At 74.5% G+C, this 19778-nt stretch carries 25 protein-coding genes; 11 read left to right on the top strand and 14 right to left on the bottom strand.

Features of this window, described 5'->3' with window-relative positions:
* Positions 1–9: 9 nt before the first annotated feature.
* On the bottom strand, positions 10–264 hold the full coding sequence (locus ACZ6Z8_RS00245; RefSeq protein ID WP_465604513.1) for a hypothetical protein: 255 nt from the start codon (positions 262–264) through the stop codon (positions 10–12).
* Positions 265–393: 129 nt separating this feature from the next.
* Here ACZ6Z8_RS00245 and ACZ6Z8_RS00240 point away from each other — a divergent pair, with 129 nt between their 5' ends.
* A complete protein-coding gene (locus ACZ6Z8_RS00240; RefSeq protein ID WP_465604510.1) occupies positions 394–852 on the top strand; it encodes an SRPBCC family protein in 459 nt (152 codons plus the stop codon).
* A gap of 111 nt (positions 853–963) precedes the next feature.
* Here ACZ6Z8_RS00240 and ACZ6Z8_RS00235 read toward each other — a convergent pair whose 3' ends face one another.
* Entirely contained in the window at positions 964–1827 is an 864-nt protein-coding gene (locus tag ACZ6Z8_RS00235) for a hypothetical protein (RefSeq protein WP_465604507.1), read from the bottom strand.
* A gap of 115 nt (positions 1828–1942) precedes the next feature.
* On the opposite strand from ACZ6Z8_RS00235, the gene ACZ6Z8_RS00230 reads away from it, so the two are divergent.
* Both ACZ6Z8_RS00230 and ACZ6Z8_RS00225 read left to right on the top strand, forming a co-directional pair.
* Positions 1943–2383 (top strand): hypothetical protein, encoded by a 441-nt coding sequence (locus ACZ6Z8_RS00230; RefSeq protein ID WP_465604504.1) that lies wholly within the window; start codon positions 1943–1945, stop codon positions 2381–2383.
* Between the two features lie 40 nt (positions 2384–2423).
* Positions 2424–2636 (top strand): DUF6296 family protein, encoded by a 213-nt coding sequence (locus ACZ6Z8_RS00225; RefSeq protein ID WP_465604501.1) that lies wholly within the window; start codon positions 2424–2426, stop codon positions 2634–2636.
* A 146-nt stretch (positions 2637–2782) separates the two neighbouring features.
* On the opposite strand, the gene ACZ6Z8_RS00220 is transcribed toward ACZ6Z8_RS00225, so the two are convergent.
* Positions 2783–2998 (bottom strand): hypothetical protein, encoded by a 216-nt coding sequence (locus ACZ6Z8_RS00220; RefSeq protein WP_465604499.1) that lies wholly within the window; start codon positions 2996–2998, stop codon positions 2783–2785.
* 168 nt (positions 2999–3166) lie between these two features.
* On the opposite strand from ACZ6Z8_RS00220, the gene ACZ6Z8_RS00215 reads away from it, so the two are divergent.
* Positions 3167–3733 carry a type 1 glutamine amidotransferase domain-containing protein gene (locus ACZ6Z8_RS00215; RefSeq protein ID WP_465604496.1) on the top strand — a complete coding sequence of 189 codons (567 nt, stop codon included), beginning with the start codon at positions 3167–3169 and terminating at the stop codon, positions 3731–3733.
* A 128-nt stretch (positions 3734–3861) separates the two neighbouring features.
* Here the strand turns inward: ACZ6Z8_RS00215 and ACZ6Z8_RS00210 are convergent, their stop codons facing one another.
* The 4 genes from ACZ6Z8_RS00210 to ACZ6Z8_RS00195 form a co-directional block, all read right to left on the bottom strand.
* Positions 3862–4020 carry a hypothetical protein gene (locus ACZ6Z8_RS00210; RefSeq protein WP_465604493.1) on the bottom strand — a complete coding sequence of 53 codons (159 nt, stop codon included), beginning with the start codon at positions 4018–4020 and terminating at the stop codon, positions 3862–3864.
* Between the two features lie 45 nt (positions 4021–4065).
* On the bottom strand, positions 4066–4722 hold the full coding sequence (locus ACZ6Z8_RS00205; RefSeq protein ID WP_465604490.1) for an HAD-IIIA family hydrolase: 657 nt from the start codon (positions 4720–4722) through the stop codon (positions 4066–4068).
* Between the two features lie 130 nt (positions 4723–4852).
* Positions 4853–5455 carry a hemerythrin domain-containing protein gene (locus ACZ6Z8_RS00200; protein WP_465604487.1) on the bottom strand — a complete coding sequence of 201 codons (603 nt, stop codon included), beginning with the start codon at positions 5453–5455 and terminating at the stop codon, positions 4853–4855.
* 192 nt (positions 5456–5647) lie between these two features.
* Positions 5648–6088 carry a DUF6098 family protein gene (locus ACZ6Z8_RS00195; protein WP_465604484.1) on the bottom strand — a complete coding sequence of 147 codons (441 nt, stop codon included), beginning with the start codon at positions 6086–6088 and terminating at the stop codon, positions 5648–5650.
* 215 nt (positions 6089–6303) lie between these two features.
* Here ACZ6Z8_RS00195 and ACZ6Z8_RS00190 point away from each other — a divergent pair, with 215 nt between their 5' ends.
* The 3 genes from ACZ6Z8_RS00190 to ACZ6Z8_RS00180 all read left to right on the top strand — a co-directional run bounded on the left by ACZ6Z8_RS00190 (position 6304) and on the right by ACZ6Z8_RS00180 (position 7536).
* Entirely contained in the window at positions 6304–6807 is a 504-nt protein-coding gene (locus tag ACZ6Z8_RS00190; protein ID WP_465604481.1) for a hemerythrin domain-containing protein, read from the top strand.
* A complete protein-coding gene (locus ACZ6Z8_RS00185; protein WP_465606277.1) occupies positions 6804–7094 on the top strand; it encodes a VOC family protein in 291 nt (96 codons plus the stop codon). Before ACZ6Z8_RS00190 ends, ACZ6Z8_RS00185 begins: the two co-directional genes overlap by 4 nt.
* 130 nt (positions 7095–7224) lie before the next feature.
* Complete coding sequence (locus ACZ6Z8_RS00180; protein ID WP_465606275.1) at positions 7225–7536, top strand: MarR family transcriptional regulator; 312 nt, start codon at positions 7225–7227, stop codon at positions 7534–7536.
* Positions 7537–7610: 74 nt separating this feature from the next.
* Here ACZ6Z8_RS00180 and ACZ6Z8_RS00175 read toward each other — a convergent pair whose 3' ends face one another.
* Both ACZ6Z8_RS00175 and ACZ6Z8_RS00170 read right to left on the bottom strand, forming a co-directional pair.
* Positions 7611–8153 carry a DUF1360 domain-containing protein gene (locus tag ACZ6Z8_RS00175; protein ID WP_465604479.1) on the bottom strand — a complete coding sequence of 181 codons (543 nt, stop codon included), beginning with the start codon at positions 8151–8153 and terminating at the stop codon, positions 7611–7613.
* Positions 8147–8314 (bottom strand): hydrophobic protein, encoded by a 168-nt coding sequence (locus ACZ6Z8_RS00170; RefSeq protein WP_465604476.1) that lies wholly within the window; start codon positions 8312–8314, stop codon positions 8147–8149. Before ACZ6Z8_RS00170 ends, ACZ6Z8_RS00175 begins: the two co-directional genes overlap by 7 nt.
* 124 nt (positions 8315–8438) lie before the next feature.
* Between ACZ6Z8_RS00170 and ACZ6Z8_RS00165 the strand changes: the two genes are divergently transcribed.
* Together ACZ6Z8_RS00165 and ACZ6Z8_RS00160 are read left to right on the top strand one after the other, a co-directional pair.
* Positions 8439–9467, top strand: coding sequence for a homoserine dehydrogenase (locus ACZ6Z8_RS00165; RefSeq protein ID WP_465604474.1), 1029 nt, complete (start codon positions 8439–8441; stop codon positions 9465–9467).
* Between the two features lie 41 nt (positions 9468–9508).
* Positions 9509–10747, top strand: a complete 1239-nt coding sequence (locus ACZ6Z8_RS00160) for an MFS transporter (protein ID WP_465604471.1) — start codon at positions 9509–9511, stop codon at positions 10745–10747.
* A gap of 31 nt (positions 10748–10778) precedes the next feature.
* On the opposite strand, the gene ACZ6Z8_RS00155 is transcribed toward ACZ6Z8_RS00160, so the two are convergent.
* Together ACZ6Z8_RS00155 and ACZ6Z8_RS00150 are read right to left on the bottom strand one after the other, a co-directional pair.
* Positions 10779–11048: a hypothetical protein gene (locus tag ACZ6Z8_RS00155; protein ID WP_465604468.1), complete on the bottom strand. Its 270-nt coding sequence runs from the start codon at positions 11046–11048 to the stop codon at positions 10779–10781.
* Between the two features lie 31 nt (positions 11049–11079).
* Positions 11080–11445, bottom strand: a complete 366-nt coding sequence (locus ACZ6Z8_RS00150; RefSeq protein WP_465604466.1) for a DUF488 domain-containing protein — start codon at positions 11443–11445, stop codon at positions 11080–11082.
* Between the two features lie 203 nt (positions 11446–11648).
* Here ACZ6Z8_RS00150 and ctaD point away from each other — a divergent pair, with 203 nt between their 5' ends.
* Both ctaD and ctaF read left to right on the top strand, forming a co-directional pair.
* Positions 11649–13349 (top strand): aa3-type cytochrome oxidase subunit I, encoded by a 1701-nt coding sequence (gene ctaD / locus ACZ6Z8_RS00145; protein WP_465604463.1) that lies wholly within the window; start codon positions 11649–11651, stop codon positions 13347–13349.
* Positions 13346–13747 (top strand): aa3-type cytochrome oxidase subunit IV, encoded by a 402-nt coding sequence (ctaF, locus tag ACZ6Z8_RS00140; RefSeq protein WP_465604460.1) that lies wholly within the window; start codon positions 13346–13348, stop codon positions 13745–13747. The genes ctaD and ctaF overlap by 4 nt, the downstream gene beginning before the upstream one ends.
* Here ctaF and qcrB read toward each other — a convergent pair.
* From qcrB to ACZ6Z8_RS00125, 3 genes are all read right to left on the bottom strand, one after another.
* Positions 13707–15473 (bottom strand): cytochrome bc1 complex cytochrome b subunit, encoded by a 1767-nt coding sequence (gene qcrB / locus ACZ6Z8_RS00135; RefSeq protein ID WP_465604457.1) that lies wholly within the window; start codon positions 15471–15473, stop codon positions 13707–13709. The two genes, ctaF and qcrB, sit on opposite strands and share 41 nt — an antisense overlap.
* 163 nt (positions 15474–15636) lie before the next feature.
* Positions 15637–16110, bottom strand: a complete 474-nt coding sequence (locus ACZ6Z8_RS00130) for a nucleoside deaminase (RefSeq protein ID WP_465604454.1) — start codon at positions 16108–16110, stop codon at positions 15637–15639.
* Positions 16111–16192: 82 nt separating this feature from the next.
* On the bottom strand, positions 16193–19774 hold the full coding sequence (locus tag ACZ6Z8_RS00125) for a hydantoinase B/oxoprolinase family protein (RefSeq protein WP_465604452.1): 3582 nt from the start codon (positions 19772–19774) through the stop codon (positions 16193–16195).
* Positions 19775–19778: the final 4 nt, after the last annotated feature.

The following is a 19778-nucleotide window of genomic DNA, read 5'->3' as shown; positions in this document are numbered from 1 at the left end:
CCACCGCGGTCAGCGCTTGCCGGCCGCGAGTGCCTCACGGACGGTCACCAGGCAGGGGTCGCAGTACCGGTCCGGTACCTCCGCGCCGGTGCCGTCGGCTGCCGGAACCACCCGCTGGGACGGTTCGAGGAACCGTCCGCACAGTGACGACCTCGCGTCGTCCTTCGCCACCACGTGCCACACCACGGCGGGCGGCGACACCGCCGGGTCGTGTTCGGCCCACATCTCGTACACGGCGACCTCCGGGTCTCGGGGCTCGGTCACCCCATGCAAACCCGGGACACCCGGGTCGGCCACCGGGCCGGGCCCGGTGGGATGGTTACACCGCTCCGGAGCGGGCACACGCGCGGTCGGCCGGGAGGGACCCGGCCGGGCGACACGAGGAGGCCCCAGATGAGCATGGTGAAGGAGTCCGTGGACGTCGACGTCCCGCTGCACGCCGCGTACAACCAGTGGACGCTGTTCGAGGAGTTCCCCCGCTTCATGGAGGGCGTCGACGCGGTGACCCAGCTCGACGACCGCCACAACCACTGGCGCACCAGCATCGGAGGGGTCAGTCGGGAGTTCGACACCGAGATCGTCGACCAGCTGCCCGACGAGCGGATCGCCTGGCGGACCGTGGACGGCGACGTGGACCAGAAGGGCGTGGTGACCTTCCAGCGGCTGGACGATCTCCACACGCGGGTCAGCATGGCCATCGACTTCCGGCCCGAGGGCATGGTCGAGAAGACCGGCGACGTGCTGGGCGTGGTGGACCGGCGGGTGAAGGGGGACCTGAAGCGCTTCAAGGAGTTCATGGAGGAGCGCGGCCGGGCGGAGGGCGGCTGGCGCGGTCGGATCAGCCCGGGCTGACCCCACGCGGCTGACCCCACGCGCCGATGCGGCCCCGCTCCCCGGGATGTCCGGGGAGCGGGGCCGCACCCGTGGCCGAGCCGTCGGGCCCCTGGCGGGGCCCGGGGGGCGTCAGCTCTCGGTCGGCCGCTCGCCCTCGGCGTCCTCGCCGCCGGTCGCGCCCTCGACGGACTCCGGTGTCTCGATGCCCGGCCGGTCGGTGCGGTCCTCCGTCCGCCCGGCAGGGGTGTCCGGTTCCGGCTGCGCTGCTCCGCCGTCGGAGCGGATCCGTACCGCTTCCTCCTCGGCCGACAGGCCCGCCGTGTCGCCGGGGGCCTCGCCCCGCAGGTCGGTGTGGCTGTCCGGGAGGTCCAGCCGGCCGGCGGCGTCCTCCGGCACGTCCGCCACCGCGGTCCGCTCGTCGGTCTCCGGCTCCTCCTGGGCGAGCCGGGCGTCCAGGGACTCTCCCTCGGCCTGCTCGGCGCCGGTGGTGCCGTGGGACTCGGCGGCCACCGGGGTGTCCCCGGGGACGGCCGGGATCTGCGGGTCCTGTGACCACTCGCGGGCGGGGGAGCCGTCCTGGAGGTCGGGGATGCCCTCGTCCTCCGGCTCCGCGCCCGGGTCGTGGTGGCCCCGCTCGGGCTCCGGCAGCGGTTCGTCCGCCTCCGGCACCGGCTCCCCGGCCTCCCCCGGACCGGTCCGGCTCGTGCCGGTGGGCGGACCGGCCGAGGGCGGCGGATCGACCGAGGTCGGCGGCTGGTGCACCGGTCCCGCGTAGTCCTCGTCCGGCTGGACGCCCGGCACCGGGCCCTCGGCGATCTCCGGCTGCTGTTCGGCGCTCCCGGCCACGTTCGGCGTCCCGCCCTTGCCGATCGGCGACGGACGGCGCTCCGGGCCGTCGCGCCGCTCCTCGCCGGACTCCGTCCCCGCGGTGTCCGCCGGGCCGATCGCGCCGCCCATGTCGTGCAGCGGCCGTTCGTGTGACGATCCGTTCATGGTCTTCCTCCCTGCCGTGTGCGGCCCGGTCGCCCGGGACCCGGTGACGCGCCTACCCGGTCGCCGCCGCCCGTACCGGCCGGTTTGCCGGGCCGATGCGGGGTAGGCGCGCGGCATGGAGGACTTCGGACCCCCGGCGGACGACCGGTCCGCCGACGACACGGAAGCGTTCGACCTGTGCGACCACTGCGGCCGGGTCGTCGACGCCGCGGACCTGCTCAGCGCACTGGTCCCGGACTCCTCCGCGCTGCACCCGACCGATCCGGAGCTGGACGGCAGACGGGTGCTCACCGCCTGCACGGTGGAGCACCTCGCCGAACTGGTCGAGCAGTACCGCGACCGTCCCTTCGTCCCCGAGGAGCAGTGGGCCGGCAAGGTCTGCCGGGCGCTCGCCGAGCAGGAGGAACCCGTCCCGCTCAGCCTGGTCGCCCGGATGAGCGGTCTGTCCGAGCAGCAGGCGGCGCAGGGCGTGGAGTGGCACAACGCCCGCGCCCGCGAATGGCAGGCCCGCTACGGCGGCGGCACGGCCGCCGAGGAGGACGACGACGAGCTGTGAGCCCGACCACGCCGCGACTGACCACGGAGGACGACGCACCATGAGGACCGCCAAGCACTACCGCCTGGTCGTCACCGACCCGGACCAGGAACTCGTGCTCACCGCCACCGGGGCGATGGGGAGCGAGGGCACCCAGGTGTACGTGGACGAGTCCGGAGCCGTCCGCGCCGAGATCGACGGCGACGGCGCGATACGGACCATCACCTCCGCGCTCCCACTGGGCCGACCGGTCCGCGCGGAGCCGCTGGACTGATCACTGACCGTCGGCGCGACGGCCCGACGAGCCGCCGGCTGATTCCGAGGCCGCGCCCGGGACCAGCCGGTGACGGCTGTCGGGCCGACGGCCGTTCGGCGGGCGGCTCCCGTGCCGCCGGTCGCCCGACTTCGGCCGTCCGCGCCTCACGGGGTGTCCGGGTCCGCCGCCGGGGGCTCCGGATGGTCGGGCTGTTCCTCGTCCTCCTCCAGGCCCGCCGCGGGAGCGTCGGGGTCCGAAGGGCGGGGACGCGGCGGCCGGCCGCCGTCGAGCGGGGACCGGTCGGGCTCCTCCGGCCCGCCCTGCCGGTGGCCGACGCGACCGCGCATCGCCACCGCCCAGGAACGTCGTCTGATGCTCACCACTGCCTCCACCGGTTCGGTGCGGGTGCCTTCCTCCCGCCGGTGCCGCGCGGCTACCCGGATCGGAACCCACCAATCCGGCATGGCCGCGCGGTAGCCGGGTAGCCGCCGACATCCGGGGGCGCGGCCCGCCGCGCCCGACACCGCCGACCCTCGCAAGGAGGAGCGATGACCCACCCCAGCAAGGTCCTGGCGATCGTGACGAACTACGGCGTCGAACAGGACGAACTCCTCGTCCCCGTGCGGCACCTGCGCGAGAACGGCGTGCACGTCGACATCGCGGCCCCGAACCGGGACGACATCCGAACCCTGGTCGGCGACAAGGACCCGGGCGAGATCGTGCGCCCGACCCACACCCTCGACGAGATCGAACCCTCCGACTACGACCTGCTGCTCATCCCCGGCGGCACGATCAACGCGGACACCCTGCGGCTGCGCCAGGAGGCGGTGGCCCTGGTGCTGGCCTTCACCACCTCCGGCCGGCCCGTCGCCGCCATCTGCCACGGCCCGTGGATGCTGGCCGAGGCGGGCGTCGCCTACGGCAAGCGGCTCACCTCCTACCCGTCCCTGCGCACCGACCTCGCCAACGCCGGTGCCACCTGGGCCGACGAACCGCTGGTCACCGACGACGCCAACGGCTGGCGGCTGCTCACCTCCCGCAACCCGGGCGACCTCGACGACTTCCTGCGGGGCATCGACTCCGCCCTGAGCGCCCGCACCGGGGCCGCCGCCTGACCGGCCGGCTCGTGCCACGGCGCAAGCCACCGCGAGAGGCCACGGTGAAGGGCCACCGCGAAGGGCCACCGCGAAGGCCCGTACGGTGTCGCACGAGGCGGCACCGTACGGGCCTTTGCCGCGCCCTGTCAGCGCGACGGGAAGCGGTGGCGCTCCACCATCCCGGCGAACTCCTCCCAGAACGCCGCACCGGGCCGCTGACCGTCCGCGCAGACCGCGACCCCGGCCAACCCGTCCGGCGTGCCGAAACCGGCCGCCCGGGACAGCTCCACGCCCGAGCCCAGCACCGCGACCGTCCTGAAGTTTCCTGCGGAGGGGCGGAGTTCGGGCCGTCAGTGCCGCAGCAGGAGGTAGGCCGCCTCGGCCGGTCCGTCGGCCGCCGGGCAGAACGTCGGCGTGCAGGACTGGTACGGGCCGACCGCCGACCGGGTCGCGTCGGGGACCCGGATGGCGTGGGCGCCGGCCGCGAGCGCGGCGGCGATCACGGTCTCGTCGCAGCCGATCACCGTGACGCGGGAGGGCGGCAGGCCGAGCGCCCGGCAGGCCGCGCTCACCAGACCGGGTGCGGGCATGTGGCAGGCACAGCCGTCGTGCGACCCGTGCGGACACACCGCCCACAGGTCGATCGGCCCCAGCAGCGTTTCGGCCCGGGCCTGGACCGCCTCCACCTGGCCGCGTCCGATGATCCCGCGGGCCACCCCGGGCTGGTTGCTCAGCACGCCCACCGCGAAGCCCGCCCCGCGCAGCGCCGAGAGCGCGGCCCGGACGCCCGCCATCGGATGGACCATGGCGGGGTCTCCGTTGCAGGCCACGTTCTGGAGGAGGGTGCCGTCGCGGCCGAACAGCACGGCGCCCGACGGTCCGTCGGCCGTTCCTCCGGCCGGCGCCGCCTCGGGGCGGACGAACAGCCAGGGGCCGGTCCGGTCCGGGCGCTCGGCGGTCGGGCGGGGCTGCGGGACGGTCGGTACGGGTTCTCCTAGGTAGGCCATACTCCTGCGGGTTGCCGCCGTCGGGGGCCGCAAACGGTCCTGGCCAGGCGGATCGGGCGGGCCGACCGGGATCGGGGCGACCGGGATCGGGCGGACCGGGATCGGGGCGGCCAGGGCGGGGGTGGAGGGCTCAGGGCGAATGCTGCCCGGTGCTGTCGTGCCCGGTGAGGTGGTCGCGCAGGGCGGTGATCGCGCCGGCGCCCGGCGGCAGCCCCCAGACCGCCGATCCCGCCGGGCCCACCGAACCGGGCGAACCCGGCGAAGCCAGCGAACCAGGCGGACCCGCCCGGGGTTCGCGCAGCCGGCGCTCGCAGCGCCGCAGGTCGTCCGGCCGGGCCCGGGCCCGGAGGGCGGGGAAGAGCTGCTCCTCCTCGCCGCGCAGGTGGGTGCGGAGCACCAGGAGCAGCACGGCGATGGCCCGGCGCCGCCCGGAGACCGACAACCGGTGGTCGTCCGCCCGGTCGAGCAGCCGGCGGATCGAGGCGTGGGTGCGCCCGGCGGCGTCCGCGAGGGCCCGTCCGCCCGGCAGGCAGCGGCGCGCCAGTGGGTAGAGGTGCTCCTCCTCGGCCGCGAGGTGGGGCAGCAGGAGCCGGCGCAGGGCGGCCAGCAGCCGCAGGTCCTCGTCGTCGGTGATTCCGGCGCGGGTCCGGACGCGGTCCAGCTGCCGCAGCAGCGCCTCGATGGCCCGGTGCTGGGCGAACAGCCCGCTCGGGAACCCTTCGGCAGCGTTCATGGAGACCTCCGTTCGACGGGGGAGCGATTGAACGAAAGCGTCTGCCCGGTCCGGGCCCGGCCAACCGTGCAGCCGTGACCCGCAGGTCTCAGGGAGCGGTCGGCGGCGTCCGGGACGGTCATCCCGCCGCGACGCCCGAGCGCAGGTGGACGGTGACCTCGCGGTTCAGCCGCTCGCCGGGAAGCAGCCGGCTCAGCCGGTGGAGTCCCGCCCGGGGGCGAAGTGCTCGTGGTAGCGGCGCACCGCCTCGTCCAGCAGGTTCCGGCCCAGCCAGGCGAGCGGCAGCGGGTCGGCGATCAGCGGTTCGTGGTCCGGCCCGGTGCCGACCACCCGGCCGGTCAGCACCCAGGGCCGGCGCTGCGGGCAACTCTCCGCGAGATCCGCGTACTTCATCACCCGGCGGGCGACCCAGTCGGCGGCGGGCCGCGGCCACCACGGCTCGGGGCGCAGCGGGGTCACCGACAGCCCGGGCAGGGGTACGTCCGCCTCGTAGTCGCGGCTGAGGGCCCCGTCGTCGTCGGCGGGGCCCTCGGAGTACCGCAGGTAGACGTCCAGGTCGCCGGTGGCGAGCGAGGTCAGCAGAGCCAGATCGTCGATCAGGCCCATGCCGTCCTCGCCGCTCGTACTGCGCATCTCCCGCCGGCCTCGGTGACGTTGGCCGTCCCGGTCGTCGATCCGAAGCCGGGACGTACCCGGCGGCTGCCCGGACCGGCGGCGGCGAAACCGCCGCCGGCCACCGGCCCGGCGGCGTCTGCGCTGGTGACGGCCCCGCCGGCGGCCGGGTTTGCTCCCGGGCCGCCCGGGGACACGCCGACCGGCGGGGGCGATTGTCGAGGAGGAGACCAGCGATGTCGAACGATGCCATCGTCCTGCTGCGGGAGGACCACAAGGAGGTTCGCCGCCTGTTCCGCGAGTACCGGGGGCTCGCCGACGGCGGCGACGACGGCGCGCGCCGCAGGACGGTCCAGCGGATCGTCGAGGAGCTGACCGTCCACACCTACCTGGAGGACGAACTGGTCTACCCCAGGATCCGCCAGGAGCTGCCCGGGCTCGCCGAGGAGATGGACCGCGCCGAGCAGGAGCACCACGTCGCCGACCTGCTCTGCGAGGAGCTCAGCCGGATGTCCCCGGACGACGCCGGCTACGACGCCAAGACCGCCGTCCTGATCGACGCCGTGGAGCGGCACATCGAGCAGGAGGAGAGCGACGTCTTCCCGAAGGTGCGGGCCGCGCTCGGCCGCACGGAACTGCGGGAGCTGGGCGAACGGATGCAGGCCGTGCGCGAGACCGCCCCGCGCCAACCGGCGGCCGGCGGTGTCCTGCACCGCATCGCCGACGCGCTGGAGGGCTGACCCGGGCCGTCCGCGGCGGCGGTGTCTTCGAGGGCGCGCCGGAGCCCCTGCGGCGCCCCCGCTGGCACGTGTACTTCGAGACCGCAGACGTGGACCGCTCGGCCCGGGAGGCCGTACGGCTGGGCGGACGGCTGGGCGGACGGATCGCCGCGCCGCCGGCCGACTCGGCGTACGGGCGGGTCGCCGCCGTGGACGACCCGGAGGGCGGGCTGTTCCACCTGGTGTCCGCGGCACCGCCCGGTCCGTGGCCGGTTTCGCCCCGGTGGTCCCGGGCAGCCGAGCGGTGACCCGCGGATCGTGGACGGGGCCCGTGACCTGGTCACCGGCCGCGGCAAGTCCTGAGTGCGGGGGGGCGGGCCCGGCACCGGTCCCGCCCGCCGACCGAGGAGGTGCGAGGTGCGGCAACGACTGGACCGGATCGTCGGCCCCCGGGGTGACGGTGACCGGGTCAACCGGGGCCCCGGGTGGACCTTCCTCACCAACCACGCCCGGGTACTGGTGCAGATCGCCCGTGATCCGGGCATCCGGGTGCGCGGCATCGCCACCCGCTGCCTGCTCACCGAACGGGCTGTGCAGCGGATCATCGTCGACCTCGAAACGGCGGGCTACCTCTCCCACGAGCGCCAGGGCCGGGTCAACCACTACCGGGTGATCACCGGCAAACAGCTGCGCCATCCGGCCGACGCCGGACCGACCCTCGCCGAGCTGCTGGCCGCGCTGTTGCGCTGACCAGCAGCTCGGCAAGGGGCTCGGCGGCAAGGGGCTCGGCGGCAAGGGGCTCGGCGGCGAGGGGCTCGGCGGGGTCACTCGGTGGCGTGCTGGAGACCGACCCGGACGAAGTGCAGCAGGTCGGCGGCGGTGAGGGCGGTCAGCCCGGAGCAGACGAGCCTGGTCGCCCCGGGCGCGAACACCTGGGCGCCGGTCAGGCCGGTGGCGACCCACAGGCCGGCGCAGAACGGGCAGGTGAGCAGTTCGCCGACGGCACGGCGCACGCCCGTCCCCCGGACGTCCTCGGAGAGTTCGGCCGGGCCGGCCTGGCCGCGGAAGCGGGCGAACGGCAGCCGCAGCGGGCTGGTGACCGGGTCCTTCGTGAGCAGCCGGGACAGCCGGTGCACCGCCCCGGCGGTGAGCAGCACGTCCCACGGGCCGGGCGCGGGCAGCGGCCGCCCGGTGCGCCGGGCGACGGCGGCGAGCACGCCGGTGCCGCCGAGGTAGACGGCCATCGCGGCGAGGTACCCCCCGATCGGCTGCTCGCCCTCCGGCTCGTAGGTGCGGCGCTCCTCGCGGAGCGCGCCTTCGACGGTGTCGCCGGCGTCATCCGGCGGCCGGGGGCGTGCGGTCACCATCGGTACCACCGGCCACTGCCACCGCGGCGGCCTCCGGCGAACGCGAAACCGAGGAGCCAGAGCACCAGTACGGCGAGCGCGATCCACCACAGGGCGTGGACGGCGAAGCCCACTCCGCCGAGGATGATCGCCAGCAGCAGGACGAGGATGATGAGGATCATCGGAGTCGGTCCTCTCGTGGGCAGCGGGTCGTTACGGGTCCGGCGTGTGCCCGGTTCGGCCCCGTCCACACGCGTGCGGCGGCCCCGCTCCGAAGGGCCCACGGCCCGCGGGTATCCTGCCGGGATGCCTTCACCGGATGCCGGAAGCGATCCGGCCGTCGTGCTGTCGGGCTACGGCCCCGTGGGCCGCGCCTACGCCGAGCGACTGCTGACCCAGGGGGAGGGGCTTGCGCGCGACCACGGCGTACGGCCGAGGCTCGCCGCCGTACGCGTCGGCTCCGCGCAGGTCCTGCTCCCCGCAGGCCCCGACGGTCGAGCCGTCCCGTCGCGCGCGGAATGGGAGCCCCTGGCCGACCTGGCCCAGACCCTCGACCGGACCGGCGCACGGGTGCTGGTCCAGGCGCTCCCGTCCTCCCCGCAGGCCCGGCAGCAGGCCGCCGAGGAGGCCGTGCTGGCACTGGGTCGAGGCGTCCACGTCGTCACCGCCACCAAGAGCCACCTGCTGAGCCACTGGCGCGAACTCGGCGAGGCCGCGCGGGCCGGCGGCAGCCTGATCAGGATCTCCGGGGCCACCGGCGCGGCCCTGCCGGCCGCTGACCTGGCCCGCACCGGAGTGCGCGGGCTCGGCTGCCGCTCCGTCCGGGCCTGCCCCAACGGCACCGCCACCTTCGTGCTCGACCGCCTGGCGGCCGGCGACCCCCTCGACCGGGCGGTCGGCGAGGCCCAGCGCCGCGGCATCGCCGAGGCCGACCCCACGGCCGACCTCTCGGGCGGCGACGCGGCGACCAAGGTGCGGCTGCTCGCCGCCCTGCTGTGGGGCTGGGAGCCGTCCGCTGTTCGCGTCGGCACCGAGGCCGTGGACGCCTGCACGGGCCCGGCGGCGGTGGCCGCGGCGGCCCGGGGCAACCGGCTGCGGGCCGTGGCGAGCGCGAGCACGGACCGCCCCCTCGTGGTCGAGGTCCGCCTGGAGGAGACCGTGCCGGGCGACCCGCTGCACGCGCTCACCGGACCGGAGAAGGCGGTCGTCTACGGCTGCCCCGACGCCGGTGACATCACGGTCAGTGGCGGCCGGTCCAGTCCGCTCGGCGCGGCGCTCGCGATGCTGCGGGACACCCTCGACGTGACGGCGCCCCGCGGCCACGGTTTCGGCTGAGTCGAGCAGCCCTGCGGCACGGGTGGGATCGTGGACTCGTTGTGAGCACGGATCCTGCCGCCCGGCGGGCGGACGAGCGCGCGGACGGCGGCGCGGCCATGCGGCCGTGGCGCTTCGTCGTGTGGTTCGGCATCGTCAGCCTGCTCGCGGACTTCGTCTACGAGGGCGCCCGCTCCATCACCGGGCCGCTGCTGGCCTCGCTGGGCGCCACCGCGACGGTGGTCGGCGTGGTGACCGGCGCGGGCGAGGCGGCGGCGCTGGTCCCGCGCCTGCTGTCCGGGCCGCTCGCCGACCGCACCGGGCGGTTCTGGGCGCTGGCGATCGGCGGCTACCTGCTCACGGTGGCCGCCGTCCCGCTGCTCGGGGTGGTGGGCTCGCTCGGCGCGGCCTGCGTGCTGGTGATCGCCGAGCGGGTCGGCAAGGCGATCCGCTCCCCGGCCAAGGACACCCTCCTCTCCCACGCCACCGCCGCCACCGGCCGGGGCCGGGGCTTCGCCGTGCACGAGGCGCTGGACCAGGTCGGGGCCGTCCTCGGCCCGCTCACCGTCGCGGGCGTGCTCGCGGCCACCGGCGGCTACGGCCCCGCGCTCGGGGTGCTCGCCGTCCCGGGCGCGGCCACGCTCGGGCTGCTGTGGTGGCTGCGCACCCGGGTGCCCGACCCGAGCCGCTACGAGACCGTGCCACCCCCCGCCCCCCGGACCGCCTCCGCTCCGGCCGTACCGACGCCCGCGCGGGCGCGGCTGCCCCGCGCCTTCTGGGCGTACGCCGCGTTCACCGCCGCGACGATGACCGGCTTCACGACCTACGGCGTGCTCTCCTTCCACCTGGTGCGGCGCCACCTGCTCCCCGCCTCCGCCGTACCGGTGCTGTACGCCGGGGTGATGCTGGCCGGCGCGCTGGGGAGCCTGGCGACGGGCTGGCTGTACGACCGGATCGGCCCGCGCACCCTGGTGGCGCTGCCGGTGCTGGCCGCGGCCGTGCCCGCGCTGGGCTTCAGCGACGCCGTGGCGGCGGCGGTGGCCGGGGCGCTGGTGTGGGGCGCCGCCCTGGGCATGCAGGAGTCGACCCTGCGGGCCGTGGTCGCCGACCTCGTCCCCGCGCCGCGCCGGGCGACCGCGTACGGGGTGTTCGCGGCCGTCGTCGGCGCCGCCACCCTGGCCGGCGGCGCCCTCACCGGCGCGCTCTACGCGCTGTCCGTGCCGGCTCTGGTCGTCACCGTGGTCGCCGTCCAGGCCGCCGCCCTGGTGCTGCTCGTCGCCGTACGCCCCGGCCGCCGCTGACGTGGCATCCCGCACCTGACCCCGCACCCGGTCACGCCGCCGCCCGCAGGGCCGCCTCGCAGGCGAGGCAGCGCCGGTCGGCCAGGGCGGGCGGGTACCAGGGCTCGCCCGGGCGGGTCGGCCGGTAGTGGGAGTGCTCCATCGGGTCGGTGTCCAGGCCGCAGAGGGTGCGGGGGAGCGGGTCCTCGGGCACCTCCGGGTCGCCGCCCGCCGCGTGCACCGCGCACACCACCGGCTCCACGCCGTCCGGCCCCAGGGCTTCGTCCTGTTCCAGTTCGAACAGGACGACGATCGCCGTCATGTCGTCCCGCCCGTCCCGGGCACCCGGCCGGTCACCGCTTCCCCTTCGCCAGCCACTCGGCGAGCACGGCGGCCTGGCTGTGGTCGACGTCCTTGGTGGCGGTCAGCAGGGTGAGCCGGTCCTGGGCGGCGAGTTGGCGCAGGTGCCCGGCGGCCTCCTGGTGGTCGCCGTCGCGCAGCTCGGTGAGGTAGCGGCGGCGGAACTCGGTGAAGCGCTCCGGGTCGTGGCCGTACCACTTGCGCAGCTCGGTGGACGGGGCGACGTCGCGCAGCCACTCGTCGAGGCGGGCGTCCTCCTTCCTGATCCCGCGCGGCCAGACGCGGTCCACCAGCACCCGCTGCCCGTCCTGCGGTGAGGAGTCCTCGTAGACCCGCCGGTAGGTGATCTTCGCGGCCATGACGGAATCCTCTCGGTCTGCGCGGTGCGGCGGGAGGCACCGGGCGCCCCACACCAGCGTGTGCCCGGAACGGGCGGATCCGCACTCCGACGGCGGAGCGGGGCGACCCGCGCCCGGTGGGTGCCGCGTGGCGCCCGGGAGCCGTGCCGCGCCGCCGCTAGGGTCCCGCCGGGGGGCGTCATCGGCTCCATCACGGAGGTTCCATGAGTGCGTCCGACACCGCCGCGCCGCCGCGCACCCGGGCCAGGGTTCGACGGGGCAGCAGACTGCTGGGCTGGCTGTTCACCACCGACCACAAGGTGATCGGCAACCTCTACCTGGTGACGGCCTTCGGGTTCTTCCTGGTGGGGGGCCTGATGGCACTGCTGATGCGGACGCAGTTGCTGGGGCCGGACACCGGGTTCCTGTCGAACGAGCAGTACAACCAGATGTTCACCATGCACGGCACGATCATGCTGCTGCTGTTCGCCACCCCGACCTTCGCGGGCTTCGCCAACGCGATCATGCCGTTGCAGATCGGCGCCCCCGACGTGGCCTTCCCCCGGCTGAACGCCTTCACCTACTGGGCGTTCCTGCTGGGCGGGCTGATCGTGCTGAGCGGCTTCCTCACCGCGAGCGGGGCGCCCGCCTTCGGCTGGTTCGCCTACGCGCCGCTGAACGGGCCGGTGCACTCGCCGGGGACGGGCGGGGACCTGTGGGCGCTCGGCCTGGTGGTGGCCGGCCTCGGGACGATCCTCGGGGCGGTCAACTTCGTCACCACCATCACCTGCCTGCGGGCGCCGGGAATGACGCTGTTCCGGATGCCGATCTTCACCTGGAACGTGCTGTTCACCTCGATCATGGTGCTGCTGGCCTTCCCCGTGCTCACCGCCGCCCTGCTGCTGCTGGTGGCGGACCGCAAGTTCGGCGCCCACGTCTTCGACCCGGCCAACGGAGGCGCACTGCTGTGGCAGCACCTGTTCTGGTTCTTCGGCCATCCGGAGGTGTACATCGTCGCGGTGCCGTTCTTCGGCATCGTCACCGAGATCATCCCGGTCTTCAGCCGCAAGCCGCTGTTCGGGTACTACGGGATGATCGGCGCGACCGTCGCCATCACCTCCCTGTCGATGTCGGTGTGGGCCCACCACATGTTCGCCACCGGGCAGGTGCTGCTGCCGTTCTTCTCGATGATGTCCTTCCTCATCGCGGTGCCCACCGGGGTCAAGTTCTTCAACTGGGTCGGGACCATGTGGAACGGCTCGCTGTCCTTCGAGACGCCGATGCTGTGGTCGATCGGGTTCCTGGTGACCTTCCTGTTCGGCGGCCTGAGCGGGGTGCTGCTGGCCGCGCCCCCGATCGACTTCCACGTCACCGACAGCTACTTCGTGGTGGCCCACCTCCACTACGTCCTGTTCGGGACGGTGGTCTTCGCGACCTTCGGCGGCTTCTACTTCTGGTGGCCGAAGATCACCGGGAAGATGCTCGACGAGCGGCTCGGCAAGGTGCAGTTCTGGATCCTGTTCGTCGGGTTCCAGACCACCTTCCTGGTGATGCACTGGCTGGGCGCCCAGGGCATGCCCCGCCGCTACGCGACGTACCTGGCCGCGGACGGCTTCACCACGCTCAACGTGGTCGCCTCGATCGGCGCCTTCCTGCTCGGCGTCTCCAACCTGCCGTTCTTCTACAACGTCTGGATCACCACCCGGCACGGCACCCGGGTCGAGCAGGACGACCCCTGGGGCTGGGGCCGCTCACTCGAATGGGCCACCTCCTGTCCGCCCCCGCACCACAACTTCCTGGTGCTGCCCCGGATCCGCTCCGAGTCGCCGGCCTTCGACCTGCACCATCCGGAGGTTCCGACGGAGGAATCGGCCGGCTCCGGACACTCGCACGCCGGTCGGACCGGAGAGGGGGACGGGCGATGAAGGCCGAGGGATGGCTGTTCACCGTGATGACGGTCTTCTTCGCGGTGACCGGGCTGGTGTACGGGCTCTGGGCCCGCGAGCCCGCGGGCAAGGCGATCCTGACGGTGGCGTTCCTGATGTCGGCGCTGGTCGCGCTGTTCTGGTTCGTCCAGCACCAGCGCAAGGGCGGCGGACGGCCCGAGGACCGCAAGGACGGCGAGATCGTGGAGAGTTCCGGGCCGAAGGGCTTCTTCCCGCCGCGCAGCGGCTACCCGGTGCTGACGGCGGTGGGCGTGGCGCTCTTCGCGCTGGGCCTGGTGTACGCCCTGTGGCTGATCGTCTGCGGGACGGTGCTGCTCGGGTTCGCCGTGTTCGGGTTCATCTTCCAGTACCACGACCGCGGCGACGACGGGGCCTGAGCCGCCGGAACAGTCGGCCCAGCGGCCCGCGTCCCCCCGTCGGCGCGGGCCGTTCGGCGGCCGGCTGCGGGGGGTGCGCCGGAGCGGTGAGGACGGCCGTGACGGCGCGGGACTCCTGCTCGGTGGCGGGCAGCTCGACCCGGTCGCGGTGGTACCAGGTGCCGAGCGCCGCGCGGACCCGCTCGGTGCGGGGCGCGCCGGGCCGCGGTTCGTCCGGCCGCGGCGCGTCCCGGACCAGCATCGTGTACCGCTCGGCGGCCGGCACCGGCCGGTGGTGTCCGTCGAAGCCGCCCTCGATCGACTGGTCGATCCGGCCGGTCTCGTCGCCGTCCAGCAGCCGGCGGCGGTCGCGGGCCTGGAGGGCCAGGCAGAGCCGCCGGGTCAGCGCGAAGGCGAGCGGCGGTGCCAGGAAGAACGCCGCCCGCAGCACCCAGGTCAGCGAGTTGACCGAGACCCCGAAGTAGTACGCGATCACGTCGTTGCCGCCGGCGACGAGCAGCACCGTGTAGAAGGCGACCCCGGCCGCCCCCAGCCCGGTGCGGACGGGCTTGTTGCGGGGCCGGTCGCACAGGTGGCGCTCGCCGCCGTCCGGCGTCAGCCAGCGCTCCACGAAGGGGTAGGCGTACAGCCCGGCGAACAGCAGCCCGGGCAGCACCAGGGCGGGCAGGAAGGCGTTCCAGGAGACCGTGTGCCCGAGCACCACGGTCTCGACGGCCGGCATCAGCCGCAGGGCGCCCTCGATGAACCCGATGTACCAGTCGGGCTGGGCGCCCGCCCCGGCGATGTCGGGCCGGTAGGCGCTGTAGCGCCAGATCGGGTTGATCTCCGCGAGCATCGCGGACAGCGCCAGGATGCCGCCGACGGTGAACGCCAGGCCGGTGGTACGGGTCAGGAACTGCGGGAAGAACGGGTGCCCCACCACGTTCCGGTTGGTGCGGCCCGGTTCCGCCCACTGGGTGTGCTTCAGCACCACCACGAGGGTCAGGTGCAGGCCGATCAGCGCCAGCAGCAGCCCGGGCACCAGGAGGATGTGCACGGTGAACAGCCGCGGGATGATCGCGTACCCCGGGAACTCGCCGCCGAAGGCGAAGAAGCTGAGGTAGGTGCCGACCACCGGCACGGAGAGCAGGACGCCCTCGGCGATCCTCAGCCCGGTGCCGGACAGGGTGTCGTCCGGCAGCGAGTAGCCGGAGAAGCCCTCCAGCAGGGCGAGGGTGAACATGGTCACCCCGATCACCCAGTTCAGCTCGCGCGGGCGGCGGAAGGCACCGGTGAAGAACACCCGCAGCAGGTGCGCGCAGATCGAGGCGGTGAAGAGCAGGGCGGCCCAGTGGTGGATCTGGCGGACCATCAGGCCGCCGCGCACCTCGAAGCTGATCCGCAGCGTCGAGGCGTAGGCCTCGGACATCCGCACCCCGCGCAGCGGCAGGTAGGCGCCGTGGTAGTCGAGCTCGGTCATGCTCGGGGTGAAGAAGAAGGTGAGGAAGACCCCGGTCAGCAGCAGGACGACGAAGCTGTACAGCGCCAGCTCGCCCAGCAGGAACGACCAGTGGTCGGGGAACACCTTGCGGAGCAGTTCCCTGCCCGCCTCGGCCAGCGGGAGCCGCCCGTCGACTGCCCGTACGGCGCGTTCGCCGCGGGTCGGCCCGGCCGGGCTCGGCCCCACCGGCTCGCCGCGGTCCGACAGGCCGTCCGGAGACGGGCCGGTGCCCTGATTTCCGTCCATAGCGGGCAACCTAGTGCGAACCGCCCCGTCCGGGCGCGCAGGCCGTCGCGATCCTCCCTCCGGGCGAGCGACGGAGCACCCCATCGGAGCAACCGGCGGGGCCCGGGCGGCGGGGACGGCCGGCTCCGCCGCCCGTGGGCTCTGCGAGGCCGGCCTGCGGGCTCTACCCCCAGTAGCCCACGTGGACCGCGGAGGCCTCTTCGAAGAGAGACGGGCCGAACACCTCCACCGTGTTGCCGCCGGCCGCGAAGACCGTGCGGCAGGGCAGTTCGAGCACCGGCTCGTCCGGGTCCACGCCCGCGATGGCGTTCAGCTCGGTGGCGGCGAGCGCGTAGACGACCCGGCGGATGCCGCTCCAGTAGATGGCCCCGGCGCACATCGCGCAGGGCTCGGTGCTGGAGTAGAGGGTCGCCTCGGTGAGCTGGTGCGGGGCCAGGGTGCGCGAGGCCTGGCGGACCAGGTTGGTCTCCGCGTGGGCGGTCACGTCGTGGTCCGTCAGCACGGTGTTCTCGGCCGTGAGCAGGACCGTTCCGGAGGGGTCGGTGAGCAGCGCGCCGAAGGGGTGGTTGCCGTGGGCGCGGGCGGAGGCGCCGATCTCGATGGCGGCGAGCAGGAGGGCGGGGGAGTGGTCGGCCATGACGGGGTCTCCTCGGGGCGGTGCAGGTGGTGGCGTTAAACGTATAACGTCTGGGGTCGGTCAACGTCAGGGGTCGGTGCTGTCAGCTGCCGTAGCCTCCTCCGCCGGGGGTGCGGATCTCCAGGGCGTCCCCCGCCGCGAGGTCGGCGCTGCCGCAGCCGGGCAGCTCCTCGACGCTGCCGTCGGCGCGCAGGATCCGGTTCTCGCCGAGGCCGCCGGGGGAGCCGCCGGCCAGGCCGTACGGGGGGACGCGGCGGTGGCCGGAGAGCAGACTGACCGTCACCGGTTCGCGGAAGCGCAGCCGGCGCAGCGCGCCGTCGCCGCCGTGCCACCGGCCTCCGCCGCCGCTGCCGGGGCGGACGGCGAACTCCTCGACCAGGACGGGCAGGCGCCACTCCAGGACCTCGGGGTCGGTGAGGCGGGAGTTGGTCATGTGGGTCTGGACGACGTCAGCGCCGTGGAAGCCGGGCCCGGCGCCCGAGCCGGAGGCGATGGTCTCGTAGTACTGGTGGTGCTCGTTGCCGAAGCTGAGGTTGTTCATCGTGCCGGAGCCCTCGGCCTGGACACCGAGCGCGGCGTAGAGCGCGCCGGTGATGGCCTGGGAGGTCTCGACGTTGCCCGCGGCGACGGCGGCGGGGTGGGCCGGGGCGAGCATCGAGCCGGGCGGGACGACGATCCGCAGCGGGCGCAGACAGCCGTCGTTGAGCGGGATGTCGTCGTCGACCAGGGTGCGGAAGACGTACAGGACGGCGGCGGTGACCACGGCGGAGGGGGCGTTGAGGTTGCTCGCGAGCTGGGGCGAGGTGCCGGTGAAGTCGACGGTGGCGCTGCGGTCCCGGTGGTCCACCCGGACCTCGACGGCGATCACGGCGCCGGAGTCGGTCTCGTAGCGGTAGGAGCCGTCGCCCAGGCCGTCGACGGCTCGGCGGACCGCCTGCTCGGCGTTGTCCTGGACGTGCCGCATGTAGGCCTGGACGACGTCGAGGCCGAAGTGCTCGATCATCGCGTTGACCTCGTCGACGCCCTTGCGGTTGGCGGCGATCTGGGCGCGCAGGTCGGCGAGGTTGGTGTCCGGATCGCGGGAGGGGTGGCGGGCCCCGGTGAGGAGCCGCACCGTCTCGGCCTCGCGCAGCCGGCCGTCCACCACCAGCGGCCAGTCGTCGAAGAGCACGCCCTCCTCGTCGATCTCGCGGCTGGCGGCGGGCATCGACCCGGGGGTGATGCCGCCGATCTCGGCGTGGTGGCCGCGGGAGGCGACGAAGAACAGGACGTCCCTCCCGGCGGTGTCGAAGACCGGGGTGACCACGGTGATGTCGGGCAGGTGGGTGCCGCCGTGGTACGGGTCGTTGACCGCGTAGGTGTCGCCCGGGCGCAGCTCGGGGCCGCGGCGGCGGATCACCTCCTTGACGGTGGTGCCCATCGAGCCGAGGTGCACCGGGATGTGCGGGGCGTTGGCGACCAGGTTGCCGTCCGGGTCGAACAGGGCGCAGGAGAAGTCCAGCCGCTCCTTGATGTTGACCGACTGGGCGGTGGACTCCAGCCGGGCGCCCATCTGTTGGGCGATCGCCGTGAAGAGGTTGTTGAACACCTCCAGCAGGACGGGGTCGGCGGCGGTGGTGACGGCCTCCTCCGTACGGGCCTCGACGTGTTCGACCAGCAGGTGCCCGGCCGGGGTCACGGTCGCCCGCCAGCCGTCGTCCACCACGGTGGTGGCGTTGGCCTCGGCGATCACCGCCGGGCCGGTCACGGTGGTGCCGGGGCGCATGGACTCCCGCTCCAGCAGCGGGACCCGGCGTCGCCCGCCGCCGCTGCGGAGTTCGACGGTGCGGGGCTCGACGGTGCGGGGCTCAACGGTGCGGGGCTCGGAGGCGGGCGAGAGGGCGCCGAGCACAGGTTGTTCGGTCAGGCCGGTGCCCTCGACGGCGAGGGCCTCGACGACCAGCGGCCGGTCCATCAGGAAGGAGTAGGTGGCCCGGTGCCGCCGCTCGAACTCGGCGCGCATCTCCGCCGGTTCGGCCAGCGGGACACGGATCGTGGTGTCGGTGCCCTGGTAGCGCAGCCGGGCCCGGCGGGTCAGCCGGATCCGCTGCTCCGGGACGCCCTGGTCGAGCAGCCGGTCGGTGGCCTCCGCCGCCAGCGCGTCGGCCCGCTTCCGGACGGCGGCCATCTCGCCGTCCGCCAGCGGCCGTTCGACGGCGTGCTCGCGCAGCACGGTGGTGTCGGCCAGGCCGATGCCGAGGGCGGACAGCACACCGGCCATCGGCGGCACCAGCACGGTGCGGATGCCCAGCGCCTCCGCCACCGGGCAGGCGACCTGGCCGCCCGCGCCGCCGAAGGTGGTCAGCGCGTAGCGGGTGACGTCGTGGCCCTGCTGGACGGAGATGCGCTTGATCGCGTTGGCGATGTTGCCGACCGCGATCCGCAGGAAGCCCTCGGCCGTCTCCTCGGCGGAGCGGTCGCCGATCTCCTCGGCCAGTTCGGCGAACCGACGTACCGTCAGCTCCCGGTCGAGCGGCTGGTCGCCGTCCGGGCCGAAGACCTTCGGGAAGTGCTCGGCCTGGATCCGGCCGAGCAGCAGGTTGGCGTCGGTGACGGTCAGCGGCCCGCCGGCGCGGTAGCAGGCCGGGCCGGGGTCCGCGCCGGCCGAGTCGGGTCCGACCCGCAGCCGTTCGCCGTCGAAGCGCAGCACCGAGCCGCCGCCCGCCGCGACGGTGTGGATGGCCAGCATCGGCGCCCGCAGCCGCACCCCGGCGACCTGGGTGGTGACCACCCGTTCGTACTCGCCCGCGAAGTGCGAGACGTCGGTGGAGGTGCCGCCCATGTCGAAGCCGATCACCCGGTCGTAGCCGGCCAGTCGGGACATCCGCACCATGCCGACGATGCCGCCCGCCGGGCCGGACAGGATCGCGTCCTTGCCGCGGAAGTGACCGGCCTCGGCCAGGCCGCCGTTGGACTGCATGAACATCAGCCGTACGCCCGCGAGTTCGTCCGCCACCCGGTGGACGTAGCGGCGCAGCCCGGGGTCGAGGTAGGCGTCGACCACCGCGGTGTCGCCGCGCGGCACCAGCTTCATCAGCGGGCTGGCCTCGCTGGACAGGGACACCTGCTCGAAGCCGAGCCGCTCGGCCAGGCGCCCGATCTCGCGTTCGTGCGCGGGGTGGAGGTAGCTGTGCAGGCAGACCACGGCGAGGGAGCGGATGCCGTCCGCCAGGCAGCTCCGCAGCTCCTCGGCGAGCCGGTCGAGGTCGGGCGGGCGCAGCACCTCGCCGTCGGCGGTGATCCGCTCGTCCACCTCGACCACCCGGGCGTACAGCGGCTCGGGCAGGGTGATCTCGCGGGCGAAGATCCGCGGCCGGTTCTGGTAGCCGATCCGCAGCGCGTCCGCGAAGCCGCGGGTGACGCACAGGGCGGTCGGCTCGCCGGTGCGCTCCAGCAGGGCGTTGGTGGCCACCGTCGTCCCCATCCGGACCGCGTCGACGTCCCGCCCGAGGTCGGCGTCGGGCGGCAGCAGGGCGCGGATCCCGGCCACGGCGGGGTCGCGGTGACGGGCCGGGTCGTGCGAGAGCAGCTTGTGGGTCAGCAGCCGTCCGTCCGGGGCCAGCGCCACCACGTCGGTGAAGGTGCCGCCGCGGTCCACCCAGAACTGCCAGCCTCTCGGCGCCATGACC

The sequence above is a fragment of the Kitasatospora sp. NPDC101108 genome, from assembly GCF_055584725.1.
Note: the sequence above shows the minus strand (reverse complement) of the source record. Positions and strands in the feature narration are given on the sequence as shown.

Bases quoted from the DNA above. Each gene is read 5' to 3' on its own strand.
- ACZ6Z8_RS00240 (WP_465604510.1), top strand. From the start codon at position 394: ATGAGCATGGTGAAGGAGTCCGTGGACGTCGACGTCCCGCTGCACGCC.
- ACZ6Z8_RS00235 (WP_465604507.1), bottom strand. From the start codon at position 1,827: ATGAACGGATCGTCACACGAACGGCCGCTGCACGACATGGGCGGCGCG.
- ACZ6Z8_RS00230 (WP_465604504.1), top strand. From the start codon at position 1,943: ATGGAGGACTTCGGACCCCCGGCGGACGACCGGTCCGCCGACGACACG.
- ACZ6Z8_RS00225 (WP_465604501.1), top strand. From the start codon at position 2,424: ATGAGGACCGCCAAGCACTACCGCCTGGTCGTCACCGACCCGGACCAG.
- ACZ6Z8_RS00215 (WP_465604496.1), top strand. From the start codon at position 3,167: ATGACCCACCCCAGCAAGGTCCTGGCGATCGTGACGAACTACGGCGTC.
- ACZ6Z8_RS00205 (WP_465604490.1), bottom strand. From the start codon at position 4,722: ATGGCCTACCTAGGAGAACCCGTACCGACCGTCCCGCAGCCCCGCCCG.
- ACZ6Z8_RS00200 (WP_465604487.1), bottom strand. From the start codon at position 5,455: ATGAACGCTGCCGAAGGGTTCCCGAGCGGGCTGTTCGCCCAGCACCGG.
- ACZ6Z8_RS00195 (WP_465604484.1), bottom strand. From the start codon at position 6,088: ATGCGCAGTACGAGCGGCGAGGACGGCATGGGCCTGATCGACGATCTG.
- ACZ6Z8_RS00190 (WP_465604481.1), top strand. From the start codon at position 6,304: ATGTCGAACGATGCCATCGTCCTGCTGCGGGAGGACCACAAGGAGGTT.
- ACZ6Z8_RS00175 (WP_465604479.1), bottom strand. From the start codon at position 8,153: ATGGTGACCGCACGCCCCCGGCCGCCGGATGACGCCGGCGACACCGTC.
- ACZ6Z8_RS00170 (WP_465604476.1), bottom strand. From the start codon at position 8,314: ATGATCCTCATCATCCTCGTCCTGCTGCTGGCGATCATCCTCGGCGGA.
- ACZ6Z8_RS00165 (WP_465604474.1), top strand. From the start codon at position 8,439: ATGCCTTCACCGGATGCCGGAAGCGATCCGGCCGTCGTGCTGTCGGGC.
- ACZ6Z8_RS00155 (WP_465604468.1), bottom strand. From the start codon at position 11,048: ATGACGGCGATCGTCGTCCTGTTCGAACTGGAACAGGACGAAGCCCTG.
- ACZ6Z8_RS00150 (WP_465604466.1), bottom strand. From the start codon at position 11,445: ATGGCCGCGAAGATCACCTACCGGCGGGTCTACGAGGACTCCTCACCG.
- ctaD (WP_465604463.1), top strand. From the start codon at position 11,649: ATGAGTGCGTCCGACACCGCCGCGCCGCCGCGCACCCGGGCCAGGGTT.
- ctaF (WP_465604460.1), top strand. From the start codon at position 13,346: ATGAAGGCCGAGGGATGGCTGTTCACCGTGATGACGGTCTTCTTCGCG.
- qcrB (WP_465604457.1), bottom strand. From the start codon at position 15,473: ATGGACGGAAATCAGGGCACCGGCCCGTCTCCGGACGGCCTGTCGGAC.
- ACZ6Z8_RS00130 (WP_465604454.1), bottom strand. From the start codon at position 16,110: ATGGCCGACCACTCCCCCGCCCTCCTGCTCGCCGCCATCGAGATCGGC.
- ACZ6Z8_RS00125 (WP_465604452.1), bottom strand. From the start codon at position 19,774: ATGGCGCCGAGAGGCTGGCAGTTCTGGGTGGACCGCGGCGGCACCTTC.